Genomic DNA, 22,746 nt, shown 5'->3' on the forward strand with positions numbered 1-22,746 from the left:
GCGGACCGCGACACCGGAAGGACGGGTGCGGTCAGCCCGGCGTTCACCTCCAGGCGATACGCTGCCCGCGATCTTCTCGTCCTTCTTCTCGTCCTTGACGCTCGACCGCACTCCGCACGCAGCACTCAGCCGATGGGCCCTGTCGTCCCTGGCCGATGCACGATCACCTTCGGGATGGCCCAAACCCCATGAGCTGGTTCGAATCATTCGTCCTGGGACTCGTTCAGGGACTGACCGAGTTCCTGCCGATCTCCTCCAGCGCCCATCTGCGGCTCACCGCCGCGTTCGCCGGATGGCACGACCCGGGGGCGGCCTTCACCGCCATCAGCCAGATCGGCACGGAGGCGGCGGTGCTGATCTACTTCCGCAAGGACATCGCACGGATCCTGTCGGCGTGGTTCCGCTCGCTGACGAACAAGGAGCTGCGCGGCGACCACGACGCCCAGATGGGCTGGCTGGTCATCGTAGGCTCGATCCCCATCGGGGTGCTGGGCATCACGCTCAAGGACCAGATCGAGGGGCCCTTCCGCGACCTGCGGCTGATCGCGACGACGCTCATCGTCATGGGCATCGTCCTCGGCATCGCCGACCGGCTGGCCGCGCGCGACGAAGCCGGCGGCAAGCACCGCGCGGTGAAGGAACGCAAGACGCTCAAGGACCTGGGCGTCCGGGACGGCCTGATCTTCGGTTTCTGCCAGGCGATGGCCCTGATCCCCGGCGTCTCGCGCTCGGGCGCGACCATCAGCGGCGGCCTGCTGATGGGCTACACCCGTGAGTCGGCCGCCCGTTACTCCTTCCTGCTGGCGATCCCCGCGGTGCTCGCGTCGGGCGCGTACGAGCTGAAGGACGTGGGCGAGGGCCATGTCTCCTGGGGGCCGACGATCTTCGCGACCATCGTGGCGTTCTTCGTCGGGTACGCCGTCATCGCGTGGTTCATGAAATTCATCACGACCAAGAGCTTCATGCCGTTCGTCTACTACCGGGTGGCCCTCGGCATCCTCCTCTTCATCCTCGTCTCCACCGGTGTGCTGAGCCCGCACGCGGGTGAGTCGGCCGGCTGACCCGGCGATGGGCGCCCCGCCCGGGAGCAGCCGGGCGGGGCCGATCCAGCAGCGCAGCAGCCAGCAGCGCGGATAGATGTCACCACCGTAGAGCGGGGGTCTGACAACGCCGGTTCAGCGGCCCGTGAGCCCCGTCGCCGCGAGGACCGCGTCCACCGTCTCCTGAACCGTCAGCTCGGCGTTGTCGATCCAGACGCCCTGGCCGGCCAGTTCGTCGCGCATCGCCGTGTCGAGGAACGTCCAGTCCGTGGTGAGCGTCTTGTCGCGGGCGAGGTTGCGCTCCCCCGCCTTCGCCGCGCCCGGGGCGAGGACCACGCAGTGCAGCGGCCCCACCGTGATCCGCTTCCGGTAGAAGTCGAGGTGGGCCCGGCGGACCACCACGTCGTCGATCACTGGCAGGAAGCCCGCGCCGACGAAACTGTCCGCCAGCAGGCAGGCGTTGCGGGCCCGGAGGAAGATCTGCCGGTCCGCCTCCTCGTCCCGCTCCGGGGAGGGCCAGCGCCCGCCCGTGACGATGAGTTCCTGGAGTGCGTCCACCTCGATGTGGGCCGAGGCGGCGAACCGCGCGGCGAGCGCGGCGGCCACCGTGGACTTGCCGCTGCCGGGGATGCCGCTCAGCAGGACCGCGCCCGCGGCCGGCTCCGTGTCCACCGGTACCTCGGTCCAGGCCATCGTCGCTCCGCTCCGTGCACGGGCGGTCCGCTCCGCCCCCGCCGGTGATCGTAGGGCACCCGTCGTCCGGGGGCGGCGGCGGGAACTTCCCCGCCCGGGCGGCCGACTACTGGAGGACGACCCAGCGACGAGTACGGCGGACACGCCAGGTACTGCGGGCAGGACGGGCCCCACAAGGGCCGGGAGGAGGCCGAGAGGCATGCATTGGTACGAGGACGACGCGCTCTGGTCCGATTTCGCCTCGACGATGTTCCCACCCGCCCGGGCCGAGTCCGCCGCAGCCCTGGTCGCCTCCTCCCCCCTGCTGGACTTCCCACCGGGTTCCCGGGTGCTGGACCTGGCCTGCGGACCGGGGCTGTTCGTGGTGCCGCTGGCGGCACGCGGATACGCGGTGACGGGGGTCGACCTGTCGCCCTCGATGCTGGAGCGGGCCCGGAACCTGTGTGACGCGGCGGGAGCCGAAGTGCGCCTGGAGCGGGCCGACATGCTCACGTACACGGAGCCCGGAGCCTTCGACGTCGTACTGAACGTCTTCACCTCGTTCGGCTACTTCGAGGACGCCGACGACAACCTCCAGGTGCTCCGCAACGCCCACGACAGCCTCAAGCCGGGCGGGCAGCTCCTGGTGGACGTGATGGGCAAGGAGGTGCTGGCGGGCTGGATCGGGCGGCCCAAAGTGGTGGACCTGCCGGACGGTTCGTACGTCGTCCAGCGCGACACCGTCCTCGACAGCTGGCGGCGGCTGCGCACCGACTGGACGCTGGTGCGCGGGAGTTCGGCCCGTACGGCCTCCCTCCACTCCTGGCTGTACTCGGCCGCCGAACTGCACGCCCTCTTCACGGAGGCGGGCTTCGCCGAAGTGGAGTGCTTCGGCGGCTTCGACGGGTCGGGGTACGACCAGCGCTCCGACCGGCTCATCGTCCGAGGGCGGCGCAAGTGAGGGCCGGGGCGCGGCAGTCGGCCGCCGCCGCGACCGTGCACGAGCACATCACCGACGCCGTGAAGACCCCGGACCTGATCCGGCTGGACGCTGACGTGGTGCTGGCGCGGTTCGAGACGATGAAGGTGTACGCGGCGCTCGGCGCGGTCCGTTCGCTGCTGCGCCGGGGCCGGGTGTCCTCCGGCCAGACGCTGGTCGACAGCTCCAGCGGCATCTACGCGGTGGCGCTGGCCATGGCCTGCCACCGCTACGGGCTGCGCTGCCACATCGTGGCGTCCACCACCGTCGACGCCACGATGCTCGCCCAGTTGGAGATCCTCGGCGCGACCGTGGACCGGATGCCGCCGTCGCAGAGCCTGCGCCTGGATCAGGAGCTGCGCGTGCGCCATGTTCGCCGGCTCCTGGCCGAACGGCCGGACTTCCACTGGATGCGGCAGTACCACGACGCCGTCCACCACGACGGGTACCGGGAGTTCGCCGATCTGCTCACCGCGTCCCTGCCCGAGGGCCCGCTCACCGTGGTCGGCGCGGTCGGCACGGGGGCGTCGACCGGCGGACTGGCCCGCGCGCTGCGGGAGTCGGGGCGGGCGGTGCGGCTGGTGGGCGTCCAGCCGTTCGGCAGTGTCACCTTCGGCAGCGAGCAGTTCAGCGACCCGGAGGCGATCATCGCGGGCATCGGCAGTTCGATCCCGTTCGGGAACGTCCACCATGAGCTGTACGACACCGTCCACTGGCTGGACTTCCGCCATGCGATGGCCGGTGCGGTCGGACTGCTGCGCCGGCACGCCGTGTTCGCCGGGCTGTCCACCGGGGCGGCGCACCTGGCGGGCTCCTGGGAGGCGGCGCGCGACCCGGGCCGGCTGCATCTGGTGCTGGGCGCGGACACCGGACACCGTTACGCCGAGCGGGTGTTCGCCCGGCACGCCGAGGCGCTGGACCCGGCCGGTCTGCGGCCCCGGCCGATCGCGTCGCTGGACGCCCTGCGGCCGCCGTGGTCGGTGATGGAGTGGGCCCGCCGCGCCGCGCCCGAGGCCGCCCGCCTGCCCGAACCGGGCTCCCCCGCCCCCGTACCGACCGTGGAGATGCTGCCGTGACGATCGCCGCCCTGGAGTCCCTGTCCTTCGGTCTCGGGAGGATGGCCGAGGCCGCCGCGTCCACCGGGCGCCGGCTCTGCCTGCTGACCGGCGACCGCTCGGTGTACCGGCATGAGCTGGCCACCCTGCCGCCCGACGCGCTGGACGTCGTGGACGTGGACACCGACGACCCGGAGGCGGTCCGCCGGGCGCTGGCCGCCGTCCCGTCCCTGGCCGGGCTGATCAACACGACGGACACCTGGAGCGTGCCGGCCGCCGATCTGGCCGCCGAGCTGGGGCTCCCGGGCCCGGACCCGGCGGCGGTCCGGCTGCTGCGGGACAAGCGCCGGGTGAGGGAGGCCCTGTACGCGCGGGGGTTGAGCCGGTCCGCCGCCGTGGCCGTGCCGCCCGGGCCGAAGGGGGCGGACGCGGTGCTGCGTACGGTCGGACTGCCCGCCGTGCTGAAGGACTCGGCGGGCACCTCCTCTCGCGACGTCTGGGTCGTGCACGACGAGGAGGCGTTGCACCGGGCGCTGGCGGAGTCCGCCCAACGGCCGCTGAAAGGGGCGCTGTTCGCGGAGGCGTTCCTGTCCGGTCCTCTGTACAGCGCGGAGACCCTGAGCTGGGAGGGGACCACCCGGCTGCTCGGGGTGCTGAGCCGCCAGACGTCCCGGTCGGCGGTGGTACGGGAGGAGGTCGCGGCGTTTCCGGTGGCGCTGCCGGACGGGGAGCGGGCCGATATCGAGGCGTGGGTGGGCCGGGTCCTCGAAGTGGCCGGGCACCGAAGGGGGTTCGCCCATGTGGAGTTCATCCTGACCGCCGAGGGGCCCGAGTTGGTGGAGGTCAACCGGCGGATCGGCGGGGCGCTGGTCGGCGAGGTGCTCTGCCGGACCCTGCGGACCAATGTGTACACGGCGATGGTGGACGAGGCCCTCGGCCGCCGCCCCGGGCTGCTGGACTCCCCGCTCGACGGGCGGGGACCCGCGTACGCCTTCGTCCTCGTCTACGCCGACCGCCCCGGGGTCCTGAAGGGCTGGCACGGCCTCGACGAACTCGCCGCCTTTCCCGGGCCCGTGGAGTGGTACCCCGTCCGCGAGCCCGGCGAGACCCTGGCCCAGGTGGGCGATCAGCGGGGCTGCACGGGCATGGTGCTGGCCGAGGCGGCGACGGCGGAGCTGGCCCAGCACCGGGCGTGGAGCGCGGCGGTGCGGGTACGCCCGGTGATCGCGGACGCGCCGTGAGGGCCGGGTGAGCACGGGACGGCCGGCCCTCCGGCGGTGGGCGTGAGCGCCGGACGGGCCACGGCAGGGCGGAGGTTCAGCGGCCCGCAGGGCCTTCTGCTGGCGGGCTCGTTCCTGATCACCCTGGGCAGCTTCGCCGTGCTGCCGTACATGTCGGTGCTGCTGCACCAGCGCCTCGGCCTCGGGCTGGGCACGGTCGGCTTCGTGCTGGCGGTGGCCTCGCTGATCCAGTTCGCCGGGGGCGTGGTCGCGGGCCCGGTCGCCGCGCGGATCGGGCTGCGGCGGTCGATGCTGGTGGCCCTGACCCTGCGGACGGCCGGATTCGCCGCGTTCGTACCGGGGTTGGCCAGCCCCGCGCTCGCGATCGGCGCGCTGCTGCTGGTGTCGGCGGGCGCGGCGCTCTATCTGCCCGCCAACAAGGCTTATCTGGTGGACGGTTCACCGGACGAGGACCGGCCGCGGCTGCTGTCGGCGAGCAGTTCGGCGTTCAACGCGGGGATGGCGCTCGGCCCTCCGGCCGCGGCCCCGCTCGTCATGGGCTCCCCCGGGGTGCTCTTCACGTGCGTCGCCGGGCTGTTCGCGCTGGTCGGGGTGGGGCACGCGTTCCTGCCGCGCGACGCGGCGCGCCCGGAGACGGTCGCGGACGAGCCTCCGGGCGGGGGCCCGTCGCGGCCCGGACTCTCGCCGTTCCTGGTGACGGTCGCCAGCGTGTACGCGTTCATGTTCTTCCAGCACTATCTGGCGCTGTACGCGGTCCCCCGGACGTCGGCCGGCTTCTACGGAGCGGTCATGATGGGGTACGCGGCCCTCCTCGTCGTCGCCCAGCCGCTGCTGGCCGAGTGGATCGCCGCCCTGACCTATCGGGCGGCCCTGCGGTGGGGGTTCGGGGTCATGGCGGCGGGGATGGCGGCGATCGCCGGGGGCGGGCACACCGGCATCGCGGTGGGCGGGGCGCTGCTCTGCGTGGGCGAGATCGTGCTCTTCCTGAAGAACGACCTGGAGGCGCTGGCCCGCGCCTCCGCTCCCCCGGCCGCCGTGTTCGGCCGCCAGCGACTGGCGGCGGGCATCGGCGCGTTCGTCAGCGGGGTGGTGGGCGGCCAGCTGTACGCGGCGGCGGAGTCGGCCGCCTCGGCACGGGCGTTCTGGGTGGCCGCCTGCCTCCAGTGCCTGCTGCTGCCGGTGCTCCTGCTGAGCTTCCGCCGTACCGCCCGGGGCGCCTCGAAGCCCCGGGCGGGAACGGCGTCCGACCTAGATGGCGGCTGAACCGGCCGGAGCGGTCGCGCCCGTGACGGGCACGGACCTGACGGAGACGCCCGCGCCGGACAGGACAGTGGCGGACACAGCCGTGCCGGGGACGACGGTGGCGGACGCTACGACGGCGACTACGGCCGTGGCGGACGCCGCCCGCTCCCCCGGTTCGGTGCGCCACTGCCCCGCCAGTTCCCGGCGGGCGCGGGCCACGCGGGAGCGCACCGTACCGACAGGGCATCCCGCGTCGTCCGCCGCCTCCTCGTAGGAGAGCCCCAGCATCTGGGTGAGGACGAACGCCTGGCGGCGGGCCGGGTCCAGTCGGCTCAGGGCGTCGAAGACCGCGACGGACTCGTCGAATCCGGGCAGGTGGCGCGGCTGCGTCCGTTCCGCCGCGCCCTGCCAGTCGGCGGTGTCCGCGGTCCGGGGGCGTACGGCGGCCGTGCGGTACCGGTCGATCACGACGCGACGCGCGATGGACAGCAGCCAGGTGCGGGCGCAGGAGCGCCCGGCGAAGCGGGCCAGTCCGGTCATCGCCCGCAGATAGGTCTCCTGGGCGAGGTCGTCGGCCCCCGGCACATCGGCGCTGAGGTAGGCGACGAACCTGCGGACGTCCTCGTAGGTCGCCCGGACGAAGCGGTCGGCGGCCTCCCGGTCGCCGCCTCCGGCGGCCAGGGCCCAGTCGGTGATCTGTCCGTCGTTCTGCCGGGCGGCGTGGACCCGGGGCCGGGGCGCCGGGGCGGTCGGCGGCCGGGCGGGGAGGGAGGGGGTGGCAGTAGGGGTCACAGCAGTCCTTCGCGTCCTGGCGGAGCCGTGGTGCGGTCCTCGGGCCCGGCTCCGCGTGGCCGGCCGCGCGGACGCCCTCGGGGCGGTCCGGTCGACCGGCATGCCTGTCACGGGTGTGCGCGGCGCACACCCGTACCGCCACCGGGTCGCACAGGACCGGGTGGGCGGGTGGAAGTCACAGGGAGGGGACGGGAAGGGGCGGACCGCGCCGGGAGATGGCGTGCAGGGCGAGGCGGTCCTGGGGGCGGCGGCCCGGCCTGCGGCGGGTGCGTCGCCGAGTGGGCCGCCCGGCGGCGGGCGGCGTCGCCGACCACAGACGCCAGGCGGTCCGCAGCGGGGCCCGCACGAACAGGGCCAGGGAGCGGCCCAGCCGGGCGAGGGCCAGCTCGCCGCGCCACAGCCACCAGCCGCAGATCAGTCCGGCGACCGCGTGGGCGGCGGCCATGCCGAGGGTGAACACCGAACCGTCGAAGGCCGCCAGAAGCTCCATCGGGTACGAGGCGTCCCCGGCCGGCCCGCTGTGGGAGGCGTGGGACATCGCCCCGTGCGCGTGGTGCGCGCTCCCCGTGGCGCCCGTTCCGGAGGCCGCCGGAAAGCAGGCGGCGGCCGCGCTGAAGTGGGCGTGCAGTGCCAACTGGCCCAGGACGTGGGCGCAGACGGTGGCCGGTGCGCCCCGTTCGCGGCCCGCGAGCCACCAGCCGGCGGCGGTGACCGGCACGAGGACGGCCAGCAGGGGCAGCAGCGGCAGCGGCCCGCCGGACATCAGGGCATGGCCGAGTCCGGACACGGCGACGCACACGACCGCGAACAGTGCGGTGCGTGCGAGGCGGAGTGCGGTTCCGGCTCCCATGGCGACCATCGTGCCAGCCGCACCCGCCCCGGCGAGAAGACCAGCAGATGCGGAAACAACGGGAGTTCACCCCGTTTGCCCCACCCGCCTCCTGTGTGATTCACATCACAGAGCCGGCGGGGGAACTTTCGGCCCCGCGCCTCCGACTGCTCCAACAACGCGTCTGCGCACGCCTCGTGGCCCGGGGCCGACGCGTCCGCCCTCCGCCAGCCGACGCCCCGAAGAGGCCGCATGACGAACCAACCCCCCGCACCCGAACCGGCAGCGGCCGCCGAACTCCCCGCCGAGCAGCCCGAGACCGCGTCCCCGGACGGCCGTCTCCCCGGTCCCCGGCAGCCCCGCACCGCCCAGCGCACCACCCTCCGCTCCGACCTGCGCGCCTCCTGGCCGGACGGTCTCGTGGCGCTCCTCGTGACGGCGGCCGTCTTCGTCCTGCTGTACATACGCATCCAGAACAAGACCTCCTCCACGGTCTCCGTGATGCCGTTCATGGCCGACGCGGGCGGCTTCTGGATGTACTTCCTCAGCCAGGCGTTCGGCTGGTCCGCCCTGCTCTGGGCGTGGGGAACAGTGATCCTCGGGCTTCTGCTCTCCGGCCCCCGCCCGGCGTGGCTGCGGATACCGGGCCCCCGCCTGGAGCGCCTGCACCGCACCACCAGCCTCAACACCATCGCGCTGATCGCGGCCCACGCCCTGCTGTTCGGGGCCGAGCTGTTCCGGCACGACACAGCGGCCTGGAACTCCGCGCTGGCCACCGCCTTCGTCGAGACCTTCGTCCCGGGCGGCTACGACTCGGGGACCGGCCAGGTCGCCATCCCGATCGGCCAGGCGGCCCTGTACCTCGCGATACCGCTCGGCCTGCTCTTCTACGTACGCCACCGCATCGGCCCGAAGACCTGGCGCGTGCTGCACCGCTTCGTGATCGTGGTCTATGTGCTGAGCGTCTGGCACACCCTGCTGTACGGGACGAACGTCTGGTACGACGGGTGGTTCCGCACCAGCGTCTGGCTGCTCCAGCTGCCGATCGCCGCCCTGCTGCTCGTCCGTCTGCTGCGGCCCGCCCGTCGCTCCGAGAAGCTGCCCGCGCTGTCCGGGACCGCCGTCTCCCGGACGGGCTGGGCGCTGCGCCTGGGCGGCCGGCTCGCGGTGGTGGGCGTGATGGCAGCGCTGATCGCGGTGGTGGTCAGCGGGAGCGACGGCGGGCGGAGCGTACCGCCGGACGACACCTCCTCCACCCACAACCACGACTGAGGACGCGTCCGCCCGGGCACGTACGCTCGGGTCCATGACCACCCATGATCTTCCCGTGCTCGCCGCCGTCGACGGTTCCACCCACAGCCGGCAGGCGCTGGACTGGGCCACGCGGGAGGCCGCCCGCCGCCGTCTGCCGCTGCTGATCGTCCATGTGCGGCCGCTCACCCGGAGCGTCGACGAGGAGACCCAGCAGCGCGAGGCGGACCAGCTCCTCGCCGAAGCCGTACGCCGGAGCGAACTGATCGCCCCGGCACTGCGCCCCTCGACGCTGGCCCCGCTGGACTTCCCGGCGGCGGCCCTGGTCTCGCTCGGCCGGGACGCGTCGATGGTCGTGGTCGGCTCGCGGGGCCTCGGCGGTTTCCGTTCGCTGATGATCGGCTCCAACAGCCTGGCGACCGCGTCGATGGCGGGCTGCCCGGTCGTCATCGTGCAGGAGGGCCCCTCCGACGAGGAGGACCGGCCCGGGGAGGCCGAGGACCACTCCGACATCGTGGTGGGGGTCGCCGCCGACGAGAGCAGCGAGGCCGTCCTCGCCTTCGCCTTCGCGACCGCGGCCGCCCGGCCCGGTGCGCGACTGCGGATCGTGCACGGCTGGACGATGTTCTCCTCGATGCTCAGGGGCGGTCCGGTCTTCGACCGGGAGACCGCGGCGGGCTCGGCCGCGCGGAGCCTGGCGGAGCTGACCTCCGGCTGGCAGGAGCGGTACCCGCAGGTGGAGGTCGTACGGGAGCCGGTCAACGGTTCCGCCTCGCGCACCCTGGTCACGGCCTCCGCCACGGCGGCCCTGACGGTGATCGGCCGCCGCAAGGGCGGGGAGTCGCTCGGCCTCGGGCTCTCGCCGGTGGCGCAGACGACGGTCACGCACGCGCTGGGACCGGTCGCCGTCGTGCCCTGCTGACCGGCCTCCCTGTCGGCTTCCCGGCGGCGCGAGCCGCTTCGGTACGGCTTCGCCCGGTCGGCTTCCCGATGGCGCACGCCCCTTGGCGTCCCGGGCCGCTTGACCGAGACTTGACCGATGACACAGCGTGTGGCACTCGCGACCGTGATGGACCGGCTCGCCATCGACGACGTGATCACCGGATACGCGGTGAGCGTGGACGACGGCGACTGGCCGGCGTACGAAGCCCTGTTCACCCCGGACGGCCGCGCGGACTACACCGGAGCGGGCGGCGAGGAGGGCCCGGCGGGCGAGATCGCGCGGTGGCTCGCCGGGACGATGCTCCTCTTCCCGATCCGCCAGCACCTCATCGTCAACCGGCGGATCGACCTCCAGGACCTGGGCGGCTATCCGGGCGACCGCGCTCAGGTCCGGGCCGACTACCTCAACCCGATGCGCCTGGCGCGGGAGGGCGACGAGCGGCGGGCCGAGGACACCGCCCCCGACTTCGTCACCGGCGGGCGCTACACCTTCGAGCTGGACCGTACGGAACCGGGCTGGCGCATCCGTACCGTCGCCGTCCACGAGAAGTGGCGCCGCACGGCCTGAACCTCCCCGTGCCGAAGGACCCCGGTCGCGTCCCGTGTCGGCCGGGGATCACCTCCCCCACACTGGGTACCCAGAGCTGATCCGGCAGATCACGCGGCTGCTCACCCGCGCGGGACGAGGAGGGCACGGCATGCGGATGCGGCGCGGAGGGGTTTTGGCGTCCGAGGGGCAGCCGCCGTCCGGAGAGAAGCCCGCCCGGTCGCTTCCCGCCTCCGGCTGGGTCCGGGGAGTCGCCGCGCTGCTCGCCGGGGCGCTGCCCGCGCTCGCGTTCCCCGCGCCCTCGCTCTGGTGGCTGGCGTATGTCGCCCTCGTCCCCTGGCTGCTGCTGATCCGCTCGGCGGGCACGGCCCGCCGGGCGGCGCTGGACGGCTGGATCGGCGGAACCGGTTTCGTTCTCGCGGTGCACCACTGGCTGATGCCGAGTCTGCACGTCTTCATCGTGCTGCTGGCCGCGCTGCTCGGTCTGCTGTGGGCCCCCTGGGGCGTTCTGGCCGGGCGGCTGCTCGGCGCCGCGCCCTCCGCCCCGCGCGCCGCCGCCGCGCTGGTGGCCGTGCCCTCGGGGTGGCTGGTGATCGAGCTGGTCCGCTCCTGGGAGGGGCTCGGCGGGCCGTGGGGGCTCCTGGGCGCGAGCCAGTGGGAGGTCGCTCCCGCCCTGCGGGTGGCGTCGGTGGGCGGGGTGTGGCTGGTGAGTCTGCTGGTGGTGGCGGTCAACACCGCTGTGGCCCTGCTGCCGGCCGGGGCCGCCCCCGCCCGGACGACCGCGGGGGCTGCGCTGGCCGGGAGCGCCCTGGCCGTGGCCGCCGCATGGACGTGGGCCCCGCAGCCGGTGAGCGCCGGCACGGCCCGGATCGCCGTCGTCCAGCCGGGGGTCGTCGCGGGCTCCGGGAGCGTCGAGCGGCGGCTCGCCCGGGGCGAGGAGCTGACCCGCTCGGTGGCGGGGCGGGATGTGGACCTCGTGGTGTGGGGCGAGAGCAGCATCGGGGCGGGCGCGTGGCGGGACCCGGCGACCGTACGGCGGCTCGCGGCGCTGTCCCGGGAGACCGGGGCCGACCTGCTGGTCAATGTGGACGCCCGGCAGACGGACGGATCGGGCCGCAGCGGGATCTTCAAGTCGGCGGTGCTCGTGGGTCCTGACGGGCCGACCGGAGACCGGTACGACAAGATGCGCCTGGTGCCGTTCGGCGAGTACGTCCCGGCGCGCTCGCTGCTCGGCTGGGCGACCTCCGTGGGGAAGGCGGCGGGCGAGGACCGGCTGCGCGGCGACCGGCAGGTGGTGATGACCCTGCCGGACGGCGATCAGCGGCTGCGGATCGGTCCACTGGTCTGCTTCGAGTCGGCGTTCCCCGACATGAGCCGGCGGCTGACCCGGGACGGCGCTCAGGTGCTCGTCGCGCAGTCCGCCACCTCCACCTTCCAGCAGAGCTGGGCCCCGGCCCAGCACGCGTCGCTGGGGGCGCTGCGGGCCGCCGAGAACGGCCGCCCCGTGGTGCACGCGACGCTCACCGGCATCAGCGCGGTGTACGGGCCGCGCGGGGAGCGGGTCGGGCAGCCGCTCGGTACGGAGGTGAGCGCGGCGGCCGTGTACGACGTACCGCTGACGCGCGGCGCGACGCTCTACACCCGCTTCGGCGACTGGGCGGTCTACGGTGCGCTGGCGGCGCTGGCCGCCCTGTGCGCGGCCGAGGGGCTGCGGGCGTTCAGGCGGAAGCCTGCTCCAGGGACTCCCGGACGATCCGCTCGCACAGCTCATGGGTCGCCAGGGCGTCCCGGGCACTGAGCACCGTGCCCGCGCGGACCGCGTCGAGGAACGCGTGGACGCACGCCTCGATCCCGCGCTGCCGGGCCACCGGCACCCAGTCGCCGCGCCGCCGCACGCTGGGCTGACCCTTGTGGTCGACGATCTCGGCGAGGTTGAGCACCTGGCGCTTGGCGTCCCGGCCGGAGACTTCGAGGATCTCCTCGGTCGAGCCGTTGAGCCGGTTCATCATCCCGATCGCGGTGAAGCCGTCGCCGGAGAGCTGGAGCACGACATGGTGCATCAGCCCGTCCACGACGCGGGCCCGCACGGTCGTGTGGTCGACGGGGCCGGGGACCAGGAAGCGCAGGGTGTCGACGACGTGGATGAAGTCGTCGAGCACCAGGGTGCGGGGGTCCTCGGGCAGGCCGACCCGGTTCTTCTGCATGAGGATGAGCTCGCGCGGGAGCTCGGCGCACTGGGCGTAGCCCGGCGCGAAGCGGCGGTTGAAGCCGATGGCGAGGCTGACGCCGCGCTCCTCGGCGAGGTTCACCAGCCGCTCGGACTCGGCGTAGTCGTAGGCGATCGGCTTGTCGACATACGTGGCCACCCCGGCTTCGATGAGCCGTTCCACGATCTCGGGGTGGACGGCGGTCGGGGCGTGCACGAAAGCCGCGTCGAGCCCTTCGGCGAGCAGGGAGTCCAGGGTGGTGTGGCGGGCTCCGGCCGGGATGCGGTGGGTGTCGCCCACGGTGTCGAGCGTGGCGGGCGTACGGGTCTGGAGGTGCGGCTCGACCCCCGGGACGGCGGTCAGCACCGGCAGGTACGCCTTCTGCGCGATGTCGCCGAGCCCGATGCAACCGACCTTCACTGGGGTCCCCCTCTTTCGCCTGCCGTACTGGCCCTCCAGCCGGCGTGTTCCGGTCCCGGCAGCATACGGGGAGGCCGCCGCCTGCCTTCCGGCCGCCCGGGACCGGGGGACGGGCGCTGTGCTGACCGGGTCACTCGTGTGGGCCATTCCTGGTCCATCGGCTCCCGACGGCCTTTCCGCACCGCAGAGTTGTCCGGGTGCAGCGAACCCATATCACCGCGAGGCTCCTGATCGGGGTGGCCGTGGCGGCCGTCTCCGGCTGCGTCTCGGTCGCGCCGCAGGACGGCCCCCGGCAGCCCGGCCGGAGCAGCAGCCCGGCGCAGGACGTGTTCCCCCAGGTCGTGCAGCCGCCCGCCCGCGAGGCGCTGGAGACCATCGGGGAACCGAGCCCGTCGCCGGGCAGGCCCGCCTCCCCCGCGCCTCCTTCCGCCGCCCCGGCCCCGGATCCGGCGAAGGCGCGGCGCGTCGTGCCGCCGCAGACGACCCGGCCGCCGGAGCGGGCCGCACCGCCGTCACCGCGGCGGACACCGCGGAAGCCGGTCCCCCGCATCCCTCCGGCCGCCCTGCCGGCTCTGCCGCGCCTCCCGGGCGGCGGGCACGACGTCTGCGCGCTCGGCCGGGGCTACGGCGGCTGGCCCGCGGGCAGCAGGGAGGCCAGGATCTGCGAGGAGACGTACGGCCGCTGACGGCGAAGTCGCGGTCTCATGAGCGGCGGCGGGGCTGCCGGGACGGCGGGGCTTCCGAGCACCACGGCTTCCGGAACTGCGGGGCTTACGGAACTGCGGGGCTTGCGGCGCGGCCGGACTTCCGGGGCGGGTACGGCTTCCGGACCGGCCAAACCTCGGAGACCGCCCCGGCCACCCGGCCGCTCCGGCTTCCCGCCCGCCCCCGCTCACTGCCGCCGCATCCGCAGCTCCAGCCGGTCGATGGCGGCCCGCACTCCGCCGCCGTGACCCTCGTCGTCCAACGCGTCGGCGGCGTCGCGGGCCTGGCGCAGATGGATGCGGGCCGCGTCGGGGCGCTGGAGCTTGAGGTAGTCCGCCGCGAGGTTGAGGTGGAGGGACGGGGAGAACGCCCGGACCGCCAGGGAGTCCGGGTGCCCGGCCGGGCGCTCGTCGCTCAGCCCCTCGGCGGCCGTCAGGGCCCGCAGGTCCCAGGCGAGCTCGTCGCCGGGGTCGTCCTGGGTGTCGGCCATGTAGTGCGCGAGGGTGCAGCGGTGCAGGGCGTCGCCGTCCGCGCCGAGCTCCGACCAGAGGAGGGCGAAGCGGTTGCGTGCCTCCTCCCGGTCACCGCCGTGGAGCAGCATGACCGCCTGGCCGATCCTGGTCATGACGGCGTCCTCGGACGCCTCCTGCTGCTCCACCACTGCGGTCTCCTCTGTCGCCCGTCCAGCCCGGTCACGGTCCCTTCGACGCTAGCGCCGGTGGTCCGCAATACCGCTCAGGCACGGGCGGCGGCCGGGTCGGCCTCAGCCCAGGTCCGGGATGCGCCAGTCGATCGGCTGGTGGCCCTGGGCCGCGACGGCCTCGTTGATCCGGGTGAAGGGGCGGGAGCCGAAGAACTTCTTCGCGGAGAGCGGGGAGGGGTGGGCGCCCTTCACCACGACATGGCGCTCCTCGTCGATCAGGGGCAGCTTCTTCTGGGCGTAGTTGCCCCACAGCACGAAGACGGCGGGATCGGGCCGCTCGGCGACGGCGCGGATCACGGCGTCGGTGATCTTCTCCCAGCCCTTGCCCTTGTGGGAGTTGGCCTCGCCGCCCCGCACGGTGAGCACGGCGTTCAGCAGGAGCACGCCCTGCTCGGCCCAGGGCATCAGATAGCCGTTGTCCGGGACCGGCAGGCCGAGCTCCTCGCGCATCTCCTTGTAGATGTTGCGCAGCGAGGGCGGGGTCCTGACGCCGGGCCGCACGGAGAAGCACAGGCCGTGCCCCTGCCCCTCGCCGTGATACGGGTCCTGGCCGAGGACGAGGACCTTGACGCGGTCGTACGGCGTGGCGTCCAGGGCGGCGAAGACCTGCTCGCGCGGCGGGTACACCGGCCCCTTGGCCCGCTCCTCCTCGACGAAGTCCGCCAGCTCCTTGACGTACGGCTTCTGCAGTTCTTCGCCGAGGACGCCGCGCCAGGACTCGGGCAGCAGGTCGATATCGGTCACGTCCACAACCTCCGGTGAGCAACAGGTTCTTGATCCCAGAACCTACCGGCCGCCACTGACAACGGGCCGGGGAGCCCTGTTCTGAGGTCCTCGCTACCAGCTGGTCTTGCGGTAGAGCTCCCACATCTGCATGACGGTCTGCGGGTCGAGGGCGCGCTCGCCGCCGCCGATGTCCTCGCCGGAGGCCACGTACAGCTTGCCCTGCCACAGCGGCAGCAGCCGGACGTCCTCGACGAGGATCTGCTGGGCCCGCTCGAACTGCCTGCTGACCGCGGCCCGGTCGCTCTTCTGCCGCGTGGCGGGGATGAGCTGCTGGGTGATCTCCTTGTTGCGGTACGGGGTGCCGGTGACGCTCTCCTCGCCGACGAAGGGGGCGATGAAGTTGTCCGGGTCCGGGAAGTCCGGGAACCAGCCGCGGCCGAAGACCGGGTAGTCGCCGCGGGTGAAGCCCTCCTGGAAGCTCTTCCAGGGCGCGCTCTCCAGGGTGATGTCGAACAGCCCGGTCTTCTCCAGCTGCCGTTCCAGCTCCTCGAACTCGGGCTGGGTGGAGGAGCCGTAGCGGTCGGTGGTGTACCAGAAGGTCATCTTCACCGGCTCGGTGATCCCGGCCGAGGTCAGCAGGTTCTTCGCCTTGCCGACGTCCGGGTCGCCGAAGGTGTCGAAGAAGCTGGTGGTGTGTCCGGCGATGCCCTTGGGGACCATCGAGTAGAGCGGCTCGGCGGTCCCCCGGTAGACCTTGGCCACCAGGGCGTCCCGGTCCACGATGTGCGCGATGGCCTTGCGGACGGCGGGGTTGGCGGCGGCGGGGTCCTTCGGGTTGAAGACGAGGAAGCGGATGTCCGCGCCGACGGTCTCGGTGATCTGGAGGCCCTCGTTGCCGTCCTTCTTGTCCTCCAGGCCGATGACCTCCTCGGCGGTCAGACCCCGGTAGGTGGCGTCGATCTCCTTGGCCTTCAGCGCGTTCACCATGTCGGCGGACTTCTCGAAGTACCGGATGGTGACCGCGTCGTTCTTCCGGTTGGCGAAGCCCCTGTAGTCGGGGTTCTTCGTCATCTCGGCGGTGACGCCGGGCTCGTAGGCGTCCAGGAGGTAGGGGCCGGAGCCGGTGACCTTGCCGTCGTCGCGGATCTTGTCCTTGGGGTAGTCGCCGGGGGCGACGAGCGACATGGCGGGCGTGGCCAGGATGAACGGGAAGGTGGCGTCGGGCTTGTTCAGGTGGAAGACGACGGTGTCGTCGCCCTTGGTCTCCACCCGGTCCAGGGAGCCGAGCATGCCGGCCGGGCCGCCCTTGAAGTGGATGTCCACGACACGGTCGATGGAGTGCTTCACGGCCCGGGCGTCGAGCTTCTCGCCGTTGGAGAACTTGAGGTTCTTCCGGAGGGTGCACCGGTAGGCCATGCTCGTGGAGTCGGTGAACACGCAGGAGTCGGCCGCGTCCGGCTCGGGACTCGTACTGCCGGTGGGGAAGCTCATCAGGGTCTGGTAGATGTTCCGCATCAGCTCCCAGGAGCCGTCCCAGGCCGCCGCGGGGTCGAGCGTGGACGGAGAGCTCGTCGTTCCAACGGATATCTTCTGGTCAGTTTCCGATCCACTTTCGGACAGGAGACCGCAACCGCCTACCAGCAGGGAAAAGGATGCTAGAGCTGCAGCAGCCTGCAGACTGGCCCGGTAGAACACGCGCACGCTCCTCGATCAGCCGTGGATCGGCAGACCATACCGCAGCGCCCCACCGGGTCAACACGCTTGTCCAGCGGGGCGCCAGAGCCAATCAGGCCAAATCGGTTCAGGCCACTATCAGCCAACGCCGGCGTTGAGGAAAATGCCTCCGTCGACCACCAGGGTCTGGCCGGTGACCCAGTCCGACTGCGCCGAGGTCAGGAAGGCCGCGGCGCCCCCGATGTCCTCGGGCACACCGAGCCTGCCCAGCGGATAGGCGGCCGCCGCCTCCGCCTCCCGGCCCTCGTAGAGCGCCTCGGCGAACCGGGTTTTGACCACGGCGGGCGCGATCGCGTTGACCCGGACGACCGGCGCGAACTCGTGCGCCAGCTGAAGGGTCAGGTTGACCATGGCCGCCTTGGACATCCCGTACGCGCCGATGAACGGCGAGGGGGCGACGCCGGCGACGGAGGCGATGTTGACGATCGCCCCGCCGTTCTCCTTCTGCCAGGCCCTCCAGGTCTGCTGCGCGAAGCCCAGCGCCGAGATCACGTTCGTCTCGTACACCTTGCGGGCCACATTGAGGTCGAGCTCGGCCATGGGGCCGAAGACGGGGTTGGTCCCCGCGTTGTTCACCAGGAAGTCGACCCGGCCGAACGCCTCCATGGTCCGCTCGACGGCCGCCGCCTGGTGGGCCTCGTCGTGGGCCTTGCCGGGGATGGCGATGACCCGGTCGACCCCGAGCCGCTCCACGGCCTCCTTGAGGGCGTCCTCGCCCCGCCCGGTGATGGCCACCCGGTCGCCGCGCGCGACGAGCGCCTCGGCGATCCCGTAACCGATGCCCCGGCTCGCGCCCGTGATGAGCGCGACTTTTCCGCTGTCCTGCACCGTCATGTCGTCCGCTGCCCTTCGGGTCAGTTGAGAGGTCCGCCGGCCACGTAGATGACCTGGCCGGAGACGAAACCGGCGTCGTCACCGGCGAAGAAGGCGATGGCGTTCGCGACGTCATCGGGACGGCCGACGCGCTGGACCGGGATCTGGGTGGCGGCGGCCGCCTGGAACTCCTCGAAGCCCATGCCGACACGGGCGGCGGTCTGCGCGGTCATCTCGGTGACGATGAAGCCGGGCGCGACGGCGTTGGCGGTGACGCCGAACTTGCCGAGCTCCTTGGCGAGGGTCTTGGTCAGCCCCTGGAGCCCCGCCTTGACGGCGGAGTAGTTGGCCTGGCCCCGGTTGCCGAGGGCCGAGGAGGAGGACAGCGAGACGATCCGGCCGAACCCGGCCTCCACCATGTGCGCCTGGACGGCCTTCGCCATCAGGAACGCGCCCTTGAGGTGGACGTTCATCACGATGTCCCAGTCGGACTCGCTCATCTTGAACAGCAGGTTGTCGCGGAGCACCCCCGCGTTGTTCACGAGGATCGTCGGAGCGCCCAGCTCGGCGGCGACCCGCGCGACGGCGGCCTCCACCTGAGCGGCGTCCGACACGTCGCAGCCGACCGCGAGCGCGGAGCCCCCGGCGGCGGTGATCTTCTCGACGGTGTCCTTGCAGGCCGCCTCGTCGAGATCGAGTACGGCGACGGCGCGGCCCTCGGCCGCCAGGCGTACGGCGGTGGCGGCGCCGATGCCCCGCGCCGCTCCCGTCACGATGGCCACGCGCTGCTCGGTGGTGGACATGCTTGGTTCTCCTCGCCCTTGGATCGCGGCTCAGCGGACGTCGGAGCGTTTCCCTGACAGTCCCTGACAGAGAGGCCCCGATCACTGAGCAACCGCTTAGTACCTTCAGCAGACGAGACGCTAGAAGCCCTGGCACCCGGTGTCAACGGCGTGCGGCCCGGGGGGCCGCACGTCACACCCCCCGGGTGCCGGACTCAGCGCACCAGCAGGTCGAGCAGCCGCTCCACCTCGCCGGCCGGGTCGGCGGTGAGCCCGGTGTGCACGGGCCCGGGCTGGACGACCGTGGAGCGCGGGGCGATCAGCCAGCGGAACCGCCGCCCGGGGTCGTCGCCGGCCGCCTGCCCGGCCCCGTCCCCGCCGCCGCAGACCCCCTCGACCGCGCGGAGGGCGGCCCGCACCCCGACGACGTCGGCGGCCGGGTCCAGCGCCCTGAGCTTCGCCTCGTCGAGGTGCGTACGGGCGGCGACGAACGAGTGGGCCCGGCAGTAGACGAGCACCCCCGCGTTGAAGCACTCCCCGCGCTCGACCCGGGGGACGACTCGCAGGAGCGCGTACTCGAAGACGTCGCGGCGCGTCATCGGCCGCCCTCCTCGCCGGTACGGGCGGCTGCCGGGGCGCGGCCCCCGCGGGGCGGCAGCCGTTCGGTGAGCCAGCCCGGGGCCTGGGAGGGCCGGTTCGCGGTCGGCGCGTCCAGGGTGATCCGCTCGTGGACGGTGGCGGCCCGCGCCAGCAGCGGGGCCACATAGGCCCGGCGCAGCTCGTCGGTGGACCCGAACCCGGGCTCGTCGACCAGCCAGGCGTCCGGCACATCGGCGGCCACCTCGGTGAGCAGCTCCTCCGTGACCAGCGGGGCGAGCTCGGCGGCCGCCGCCGCGATGTCCGGGGCGAAGGGGGCCAGCACATGGTCGGAGGCGTTGTACGGCTTCGCGGCCGAGGCTTCGGCGCCCGGCCAGTTGTGGTGCCAGATCATGGTGGCGCCGTGGTCGATGAGCCAGAGGTCGCCGTGCCAGACCAGCATGTTGGGGTTGCGCCAGGAGCGGTCGACGTTGTTGATCAGCGCGTCGAACCACACGACCCGCCCTGCCTCGGCCGCGCCGACCTCGTAGGCGAGCGGGTCGAAGCCGAGCGAGCCCGGCAGGTAGTCCATCCCGAGGTTCAGTCCGCCGCTCGCCTTCAGCAGCTCCTGCACCTCCTGGTCGGGTTCGGCGAGGCCGATGACCGGGTCGAGATGGATGGTCACCAGCTCCGGCACCCGCAGCCCGAGCCGCCGGCCCAGCTCGCCGCAGAGGACCTCAGCGACGAGCGTCTTGCGGCCCTGGCCGGCTCCGGTGAACTTCATGACGTACGTGCCGAGATCGTCGGCCTCGACGATCCCGGGGAGCGAGCCGCCCTCACGCAGGGGCGTGACGTAACGGGTCGCGGTGACTTCGGTGAGCATGGGCCCAGGCTATCGGCCGCCGTACACCGGGGCCCCGGGGCCGGCGCGGCTTCACGACGCCTCCTCCGGGGCGGCGCGCCAGGCCGAGGCGAACTTCGCGCGGAAGTCCCGGACGGTGTGCGCCTCCGCCTCCCCGGAGCGGGCGTCGAAACGCTGGAGGGGCTGCACCCGGGTCGCAGCCGCGAAGGCCAGCCGCTCGCCGAGGACGAAGAAGGTCGATACCGAGGACGCCCGGCGGACCCGCACATCGACCGACCCCACGTGGCCGGCGGCCACCAGCGCGTCCAGGGTCCGCCGCAGCGCCCGCACCGCGTCCTCGCTGTCCGCCCTGAGCAGGGCCCGTTGCGAGGCGAGGAGCGAGTCCGCGTCGTAACGGGGCAGCAGCAGGCGCAGCTCCAGGCTGCCGGGCCCCGGCGCGCCCGTGGCCAGTTCCTCGGCGCACGCCCGGAACGCTCCCAGGACCCAGTTCCCGTCCACCGTGCTCGCCCGGACGGTGAGCCGCGGTTCACGGAACGCCTGGATGACCTCCTCCGCCAGGGTCGAGGGAGCGGACACACGGTGCACCAGGGCTTCTAGCATGCTCTCGGCGTTCCGGTACCTGTCGTCCGGGTCCTTGGCCAGTGCCTTCCGGAAGAAGGGATCCCACCTCGGCGGCAGGTCGTTGAGCCGCGCGGACATCCTGGGCGGCTTCACCGTCATGTGCTGGTAGGCGATGGCGACCGCGTGCGCGCCGACGAAGGGCGGGGCGCCGGAGAGGAGTTCGCAGAACAGGCAGGCGGCCGCGTACACGTCGGTACGGGCGTCCGAGGCGCGGGACGTCACCTGTTCCGGGGACGCGTAGTGGATCGGGCCCGCGACCACGGGAAGCGCGGCGGAGGGATCGTGGTCGGGCTCTGCCACCGGGCGGTGGAACCGCGTGACCTTCGCGTGACCGTCGTGTCCGATCCGGATGCTCTCCGGAGCGAGGACCCCGTGGCCCCTGCCGGTTTCCTGGGCGTGCCGGAGCGCTTCCAGCACGGTGCGGATCACCGAAACCGCCTGCCCCAGAGGCAACATGCCCGAGGAGTCGAGGAGTTCACGCAAGGTGGCCGGCAGGTACTCAGTGACGACGTAGGGGCGCGGCCCCCTCCAGTGTCGCGCCTCGCCGCTCGCGTACACCGCCACGATCGAGGGGTGGCTCTCGCCCGCGGGGAGTGAGCGCCGCCATACGTGGAACCTCTCCCGGGCCGCGGGGTCTCCGGCAGACTCCGCCCGCAGGGCCGTGATGGCGACAGGACGTTGCGTTCGGGAATCCGTGGCGAGCCAGGTTTCCCGCTCCTCCTCGTTCCCGAGGATCTCGCCGACGTCGAATCCGTCGATGAGCAGGACGTCGCCGCGATGCCCGGCGGTCTCCTGCCCCTCGGCCACCGCGGAGAAGTGGTGTCGGTTCCAGACCAGTCCCAGAGCCGCCGCGGTGTTGCGGTTGTTGCTCTGCGGCCGAGGCAGCGAGCGGCGGGTCAGCGCCATGTCGAGCTCGCCGAAGATGGTGCGGAGGTCGAGGGCGAGCCCGGCTTCCGGCACTCCCTCCCGCAGGATGCGCAGGAGTTCGCCGGAGAACGCGGTGTGCCGTTGGCCCGGCGGCGAGAGCGCCTCCCGGTTCGACGCGCTGGCGGCCATCAGGAACACCCCCTCGATGCCGGCCTTCTCGGCCAGTCGTCGGCCGGACAGCATCTTGGGCAGGATCCGACCGCTGTAGCAGGAGTCGAGAATGACGATTCTCCGCTTCGCGCGGCTGGCCAGCAGGGGACGCCGGAGCCATTCGTAGGCCAGCAACGACTCCTGCTTCTCCGGGTCGGACCCGGTGAGGGCCAGATTCAGCTCCCCCGAGTACGGGTCCGGCAGACCGTGCCCCGCGTAATAGAGGAGCAAGGTGTCCCGGGCTTCGGCCGCCGCCCGGCGAACGGCGTCGAGCACCTCCTCGACGGCGCCCGGGTTGTGCAGCATGCGGCTGTTCTGCCGGGGGATTCCCCACAGTTCCGGCGACCGCAGGGCTTCTGTGAAGTCCAGCAGGCTGTTGCCCACTGCGGGCAGGTCCTCCAGGTGGTCGTAGTCGCTGACCCCGAGGAGCACCACCCTGGACGTGTGGGGGTCAGGGAGCAGCGGCTTGGTGTTCACGAATCGGAACTGTCCTCGTCGTCGAGTGCCGCGACGAGTCGCGCGACCGCTTCGGGATCGTCGGAGGACAACTCGACAGTGGTCCCGCCACGGGTGAGTGTCGCGGTCGTCCCGGCGGACCGGCCCGGACGGGTGTTGCGCCAGCCGGCGTACGACAGCGCGAGCGCGCCGATTTGCAGGCCCGAGTCCGCGGCCAGTTGCACCCACTCGAACGCCCCGCCTCCCTGGGCGCCCGGCCGGGCCGGTCCGGAGGCCAGCGACACCTGGGCGTGCTGGGAGACGGCGCGGTCCTCCAGCAGCCACAGGTACAGCGACCTCAACGCGTCGAGGTCGGTGTCCTCCCCCGCTTCCTCTCCCGCGTCCGACAGCCGTATCTCGATCAGCACATCCGCCCCCTCGCCGTGAGTGACGCCCCGTGGCCCCGTACGCCCCGTCCAACTGAACACCGGCGCC

The 22,746-nt window shown here is 72.9% G+C and carries 23 protein-coding genes; 10 read left to right on the forward strand and 13 right to left on the reverse strand.

Going from position 1 to position 22,746, the window contains the following annotated elements; all coding sequences use genetic code 11:
* The first annotated feature begins 188 nt into the window (after nt 1-188).
* Nucleotides 189-1,061, forward strand: a complete 873-nt coding sequence (locus tag ACLJPL_RS21085) for an undecaprenyl-diphosphate phosphatase (protein ID WP_411082417.1) — start codon at nt 189-191, stop codon at nt 1,059-1,061.
* A 114-nt stretch (nt 1,062-1,175) separates the two neighbouring features.
* Here the strand turns inward: ACLJPL_RS21085 and ACLJPL_RS21090 are convergent, their stop codons facing one another.
* Nucleotides 1,176-1,733: an AAA family ATPase gene (locus ACLJPL_RS21090; RefSeq protein ID WP_411082418.1), complete on the reverse strand. Its 558-nt coding sequence runs from the start codon at nt 1,731-1,733 to the stop codon at nt 1,176-1,178.
* A gap of 199 nt (nt 1,734-1,932) precedes the next feature.
* Between ACLJPL_RS21090 and ACLJPL_RS21095 the strand changes: the two genes are divergently transcribed.
* Genes ACLJPL_RS21095 through ACLJPL_RS21110 form a run of 4 tightly spaced genes read left to right on the forward strand, consistent with a single transcriptional unit; the run spans nt 1,933 to nt 6,250 of the window.
* A complete protein-coding gene (locus ACLJPL_RS21095; RefSeq protein WP_411082419.1) occupies nt 1,933-2,673 on the forward strand; it encodes a class I SAM-dependent methyltransferase in 741 nt (246 codons plus the stop codon).
* Nucleotides 2,670-3,767 carry a pyridoxal-phosphate dependent enzyme gene (locus ACLJPL_RS21100; protein ID WP_411082420.1) on the forward strand — a complete coding sequence of 366 codons (1,098 nt, stop codon included), beginning with the start codon at nt 2,670-2,672 and terminating at the stop codon, nt 3,765-3,767. The genes ACLJPL_RS21095 and ACLJPL_RS21100 overlap by 4 nt, the downstream gene beginning before the upstream one ends.
* On the forward strand, nt 3,764-4,987 hold the full coding sequence (locus ACLJPL_RS21105; RefSeq protein ID WP_411082421.1) for an ATP-grasp domain-containing protein: 1,224 nt from the start codon (nt 3,764-3,766) through the stop codon (nt 4,985-4,987). Before ACLJPL_RS21100 ends, ACLJPL_RS21105 begins: the two co-directional genes overlap by 4 nt.
* 42 nt (nt 4,988-5,029) lie before the next feature.
* A complete protein-coding gene (locus ACLJPL_RS21110) occupies nt 5,030-6,250 on the forward strand; it encodes an MFS transporter (protein ID WP_411082422.1) in 1,221 nt (406 codons plus the stop codon).
* Here ACLJPL_RS21110 and ACLJPL_RS21115 read toward each other — a convergent pair.
* Nucleotides 6,236-6,925, reverse strand: a complete 690-nt coding sequence (locus tag ACLJPL_RS21115) for a sigma-70 family RNA polymerase sigma factor (protein WP_411082480.1) — start codon at nt 6,923-6,925, stop codon at nt 6,236-6,238. The two genes, ACLJPL_RS21110 and ACLJPL_RS21115, sit on opposite strands and share 15 nt — an antisense overlap.
* Nucleotides 6,926-7,196: 271 nt before the next feature.
* Nucleotides 7,197-7,871, reverse strand: coding sequence for a hypothetical protein (locus ACLJPL_RS21120; RefSeq protein WP_411082423.1), 675 nt, complete (start codon nt 7,869-7,871; stop codon nt 7,197-7,199).
* 231 nt (nt 7,872-8,102) lie between these two features.
* On the opposite strand from ACLJPL_RS21120, the gene ACLJPL_RS21125 reads away from it, so the two are divergent.
* The 4 genes from ACLJPL_RS21125 (at nt 8,103) to lnt (ending at nt 12,388) form a co-directional block, all read left to right on the forward strand.
* Nucleotides 8,103-9,122: a ferric reductase-like transmembrane domain-containing protein gene (locus ACLJPL_RS21125; RefSeq protein WP_411082424.1), complete on the forward strand. Its 1,020-nt coding sequence runs from the start codon at nt 8,103-8,105 to the stop codon at nt 9,120-9,122.
* A 34-nt stretch (nt 9,123-9,156) separates the two neighbouring features.
* Nucleotides 9,157-10,023, forward strand: coding sequence for a universal stress protein (locus ACLJPL_RS21130; RefSeq protein WP_411082425.1), 867 nt, complete (start codon nt 9,157-9,159; stop codon nt 10,021-10,023).
* Between the two features lie 117 nt (nt 10,024-10,140).
* Nucleotides 10,141-10,611: a nuclear transport factor 2 family protein gene (locus tag ACLJPL_RS21135; protein ID WP_411082426.1), complete on the forward strand. Its 471-nt coding sequence runs from the start codon at nt 10,141-10,143 to the stop codon at nt 10,609-10,611.
* 130 nt (nt 10,612-10,741) lie between these two features.
* On the forward strand, nt 10,742-12,388 hold the full coding sequence (gene lnt, locus ACLJPL_RS21140; RefSeq protein ID WP_411082427.1) for an apolipoprotein N-acyltransferase: 1,647 nt from the start codon (nt 10,742-10,744) through the stop codon (nt 12,386-12,388).
* Here lnt and ACLJPL_RS21145 read toward each other — a convergent pair.
* Nucleotides 12,309-13,217 carry a Gfo/Idh/MocA family protein gene (locus ACLJPL_RS21145; protein ID WP_411082428.1) on the reverse strand — a complete coding sequence of 303 codons (909 nt, stop codon included), beginning with the start codon at nt 13,215-13,217 and terminating at the stop codon, nt 12,309-12,311. The genes lnt and ACLJPL_RS21145 overlap by 80 nt on opposite strands.
* 197 nt (nt 13,218-13,414) lie before the next feature.
* Here ACLJPL_RS21145 and ACLJPL_RS21150 point away from each other — a divergent pair, with 197 nt between their 5' ends.
* Nucleotides 13,415-13,903, forward strand: a complete 489-nt coding sequence (locus ACLJPL_RS21150; protein WP_411082429.1) for a hypothetical protein — start codon at nt 13,415-13,417, stop codon at nt 13,901-13,903.
* 206 nt (nt 13,904-14,109) lie between these two features.
* On the opposite strand, the gene ACLJPL_RS21155 is transcribed toward ACLJPL_RS21150, so the two are convergent.
* From ACLJPL_RS21155 to ACLJPL_RS21195, 9 genes are all read right to left on the reverse strand, one after another.
* Nucleotides 14,110-14,583 carry a hypothetical protein gene (locus ACLJPL_RS21155; protein ID WP_411082430.1) on the reverse strand — a complete coding sequence of 158 codons (474 nt, stop codon included), beginning with the start codon at nt 14,581-14,583 and terminating at the stop codon, nt 14,110-14,112.
* Nucleotides 14,584-14,685: 102 nt separating this feature from the next.
* Nucleotides 14,686-15,369 (reverse strand): uracil-DNA glycosylase, encoded by a 684-nt coding sequence (locus ACLJPL_RS21160; protein ID WP_411082431.1) that lies wholly within the window; start codon nt 15,367-15,369, stop codon nt 14,686-14,688.
* A 93-nt stretch (nt 15,370-15,462) separates the two neighbouring features.
* Complete coding sequence (locus ACLJPL_RS21165; protein ID WP_411082481.1) at nt 15,463-17,046, reverse strand: ABC transporter substrate-binding protein; 1,584 nt, start codon at nt 17,044-17,046, stop codon at nt 15,463-15,465.
* Nucleotides 17,047-17,163: 117 nt separating this feature from the next.
* Nucleotides 17,164-17,919 (reverse strand): SDR family oxidoreductase, encoded by a 756-nt coding sequence (locus ACLJPL_RS21170; protein WP_411082432.1) that lies wholly within the window; start codon nt 17,917-17,919, stop codon nt 17,164-17,166.
* Between the two features lie 20 nt (nt 17,920-17,939).
* Nucleotides 17,940-18,701, reverse strand: coding sequence for a 3-oxoacyl-ACP reductase FabG (gene fabG, locus ACLJPL_RS21175; protein ID WP_411082433.1), 762 nt, complete (start codon nt 18,699-18,701; stop codon nt 17,940-17,942).
* Between the two features lie 194 nt (nt 18,702-18,895).
* Nucleotides 18,896-19,279, reverse strand: coding sequence for a DUF3037 domain-containing protein (locus ACLJPL_RS21180; RefSeq protein WP_411082434.1), 384 nt, complete (start codon nt 19,277-19,279; stop codon nt 18,896-18,898).
* A complete protein-coding gene (locus ACLJPL_RS21185) occupies nt 19,276-20,139 on the reverse strand; it encodes a HipA family kinase (RefSeq protein ID WP_411082435.1) in 864 nt (287 codons plus the stop codon). The genes ACLJPL_RS21180 and ACLJPL_RS21185 overlap by 4 nt, the downstream gene beginning before the upstream one ends.
* Before the next feature lie 51 nt (nt 20,140-20,190).
* Nucleotides 20,191-22,293, reverse strand: coding sequence for a caspase, EACC1-associated type (locus ACLJPL_RS21190; RefSeq protein ID WP_411082436.1), 2,103 nt, complete (start codon nt 22,291-22,293; stop codon nt 20,191-20,193).
* Nucleotides 22,290-22,679, reverse strand: a complete 390-nt coding sequence (locus tag ACLJPL_RS21195; protein ID WP_411082437.1) for an effector-associated constant component EACC1 — start codon at nt 22,677-22,679, stop codon at nt 22,290-22,292. Before ACLJPL_RS21195 ends, ACLJPL_RS21190 begins: the two co-directional genes overlap by 4 nt.
* Nucleotides 22,680-22,746 lie beyond the last annotated feature (67 nt).

The organism is Streptomyces sp. cmx-18-6, from assembly GCF_046548915.1.
GTDB lineage: Bacteria > Actinomycetota > Actinomycetes > Streptomycetales > Streptomycetaceae > Streptomyces.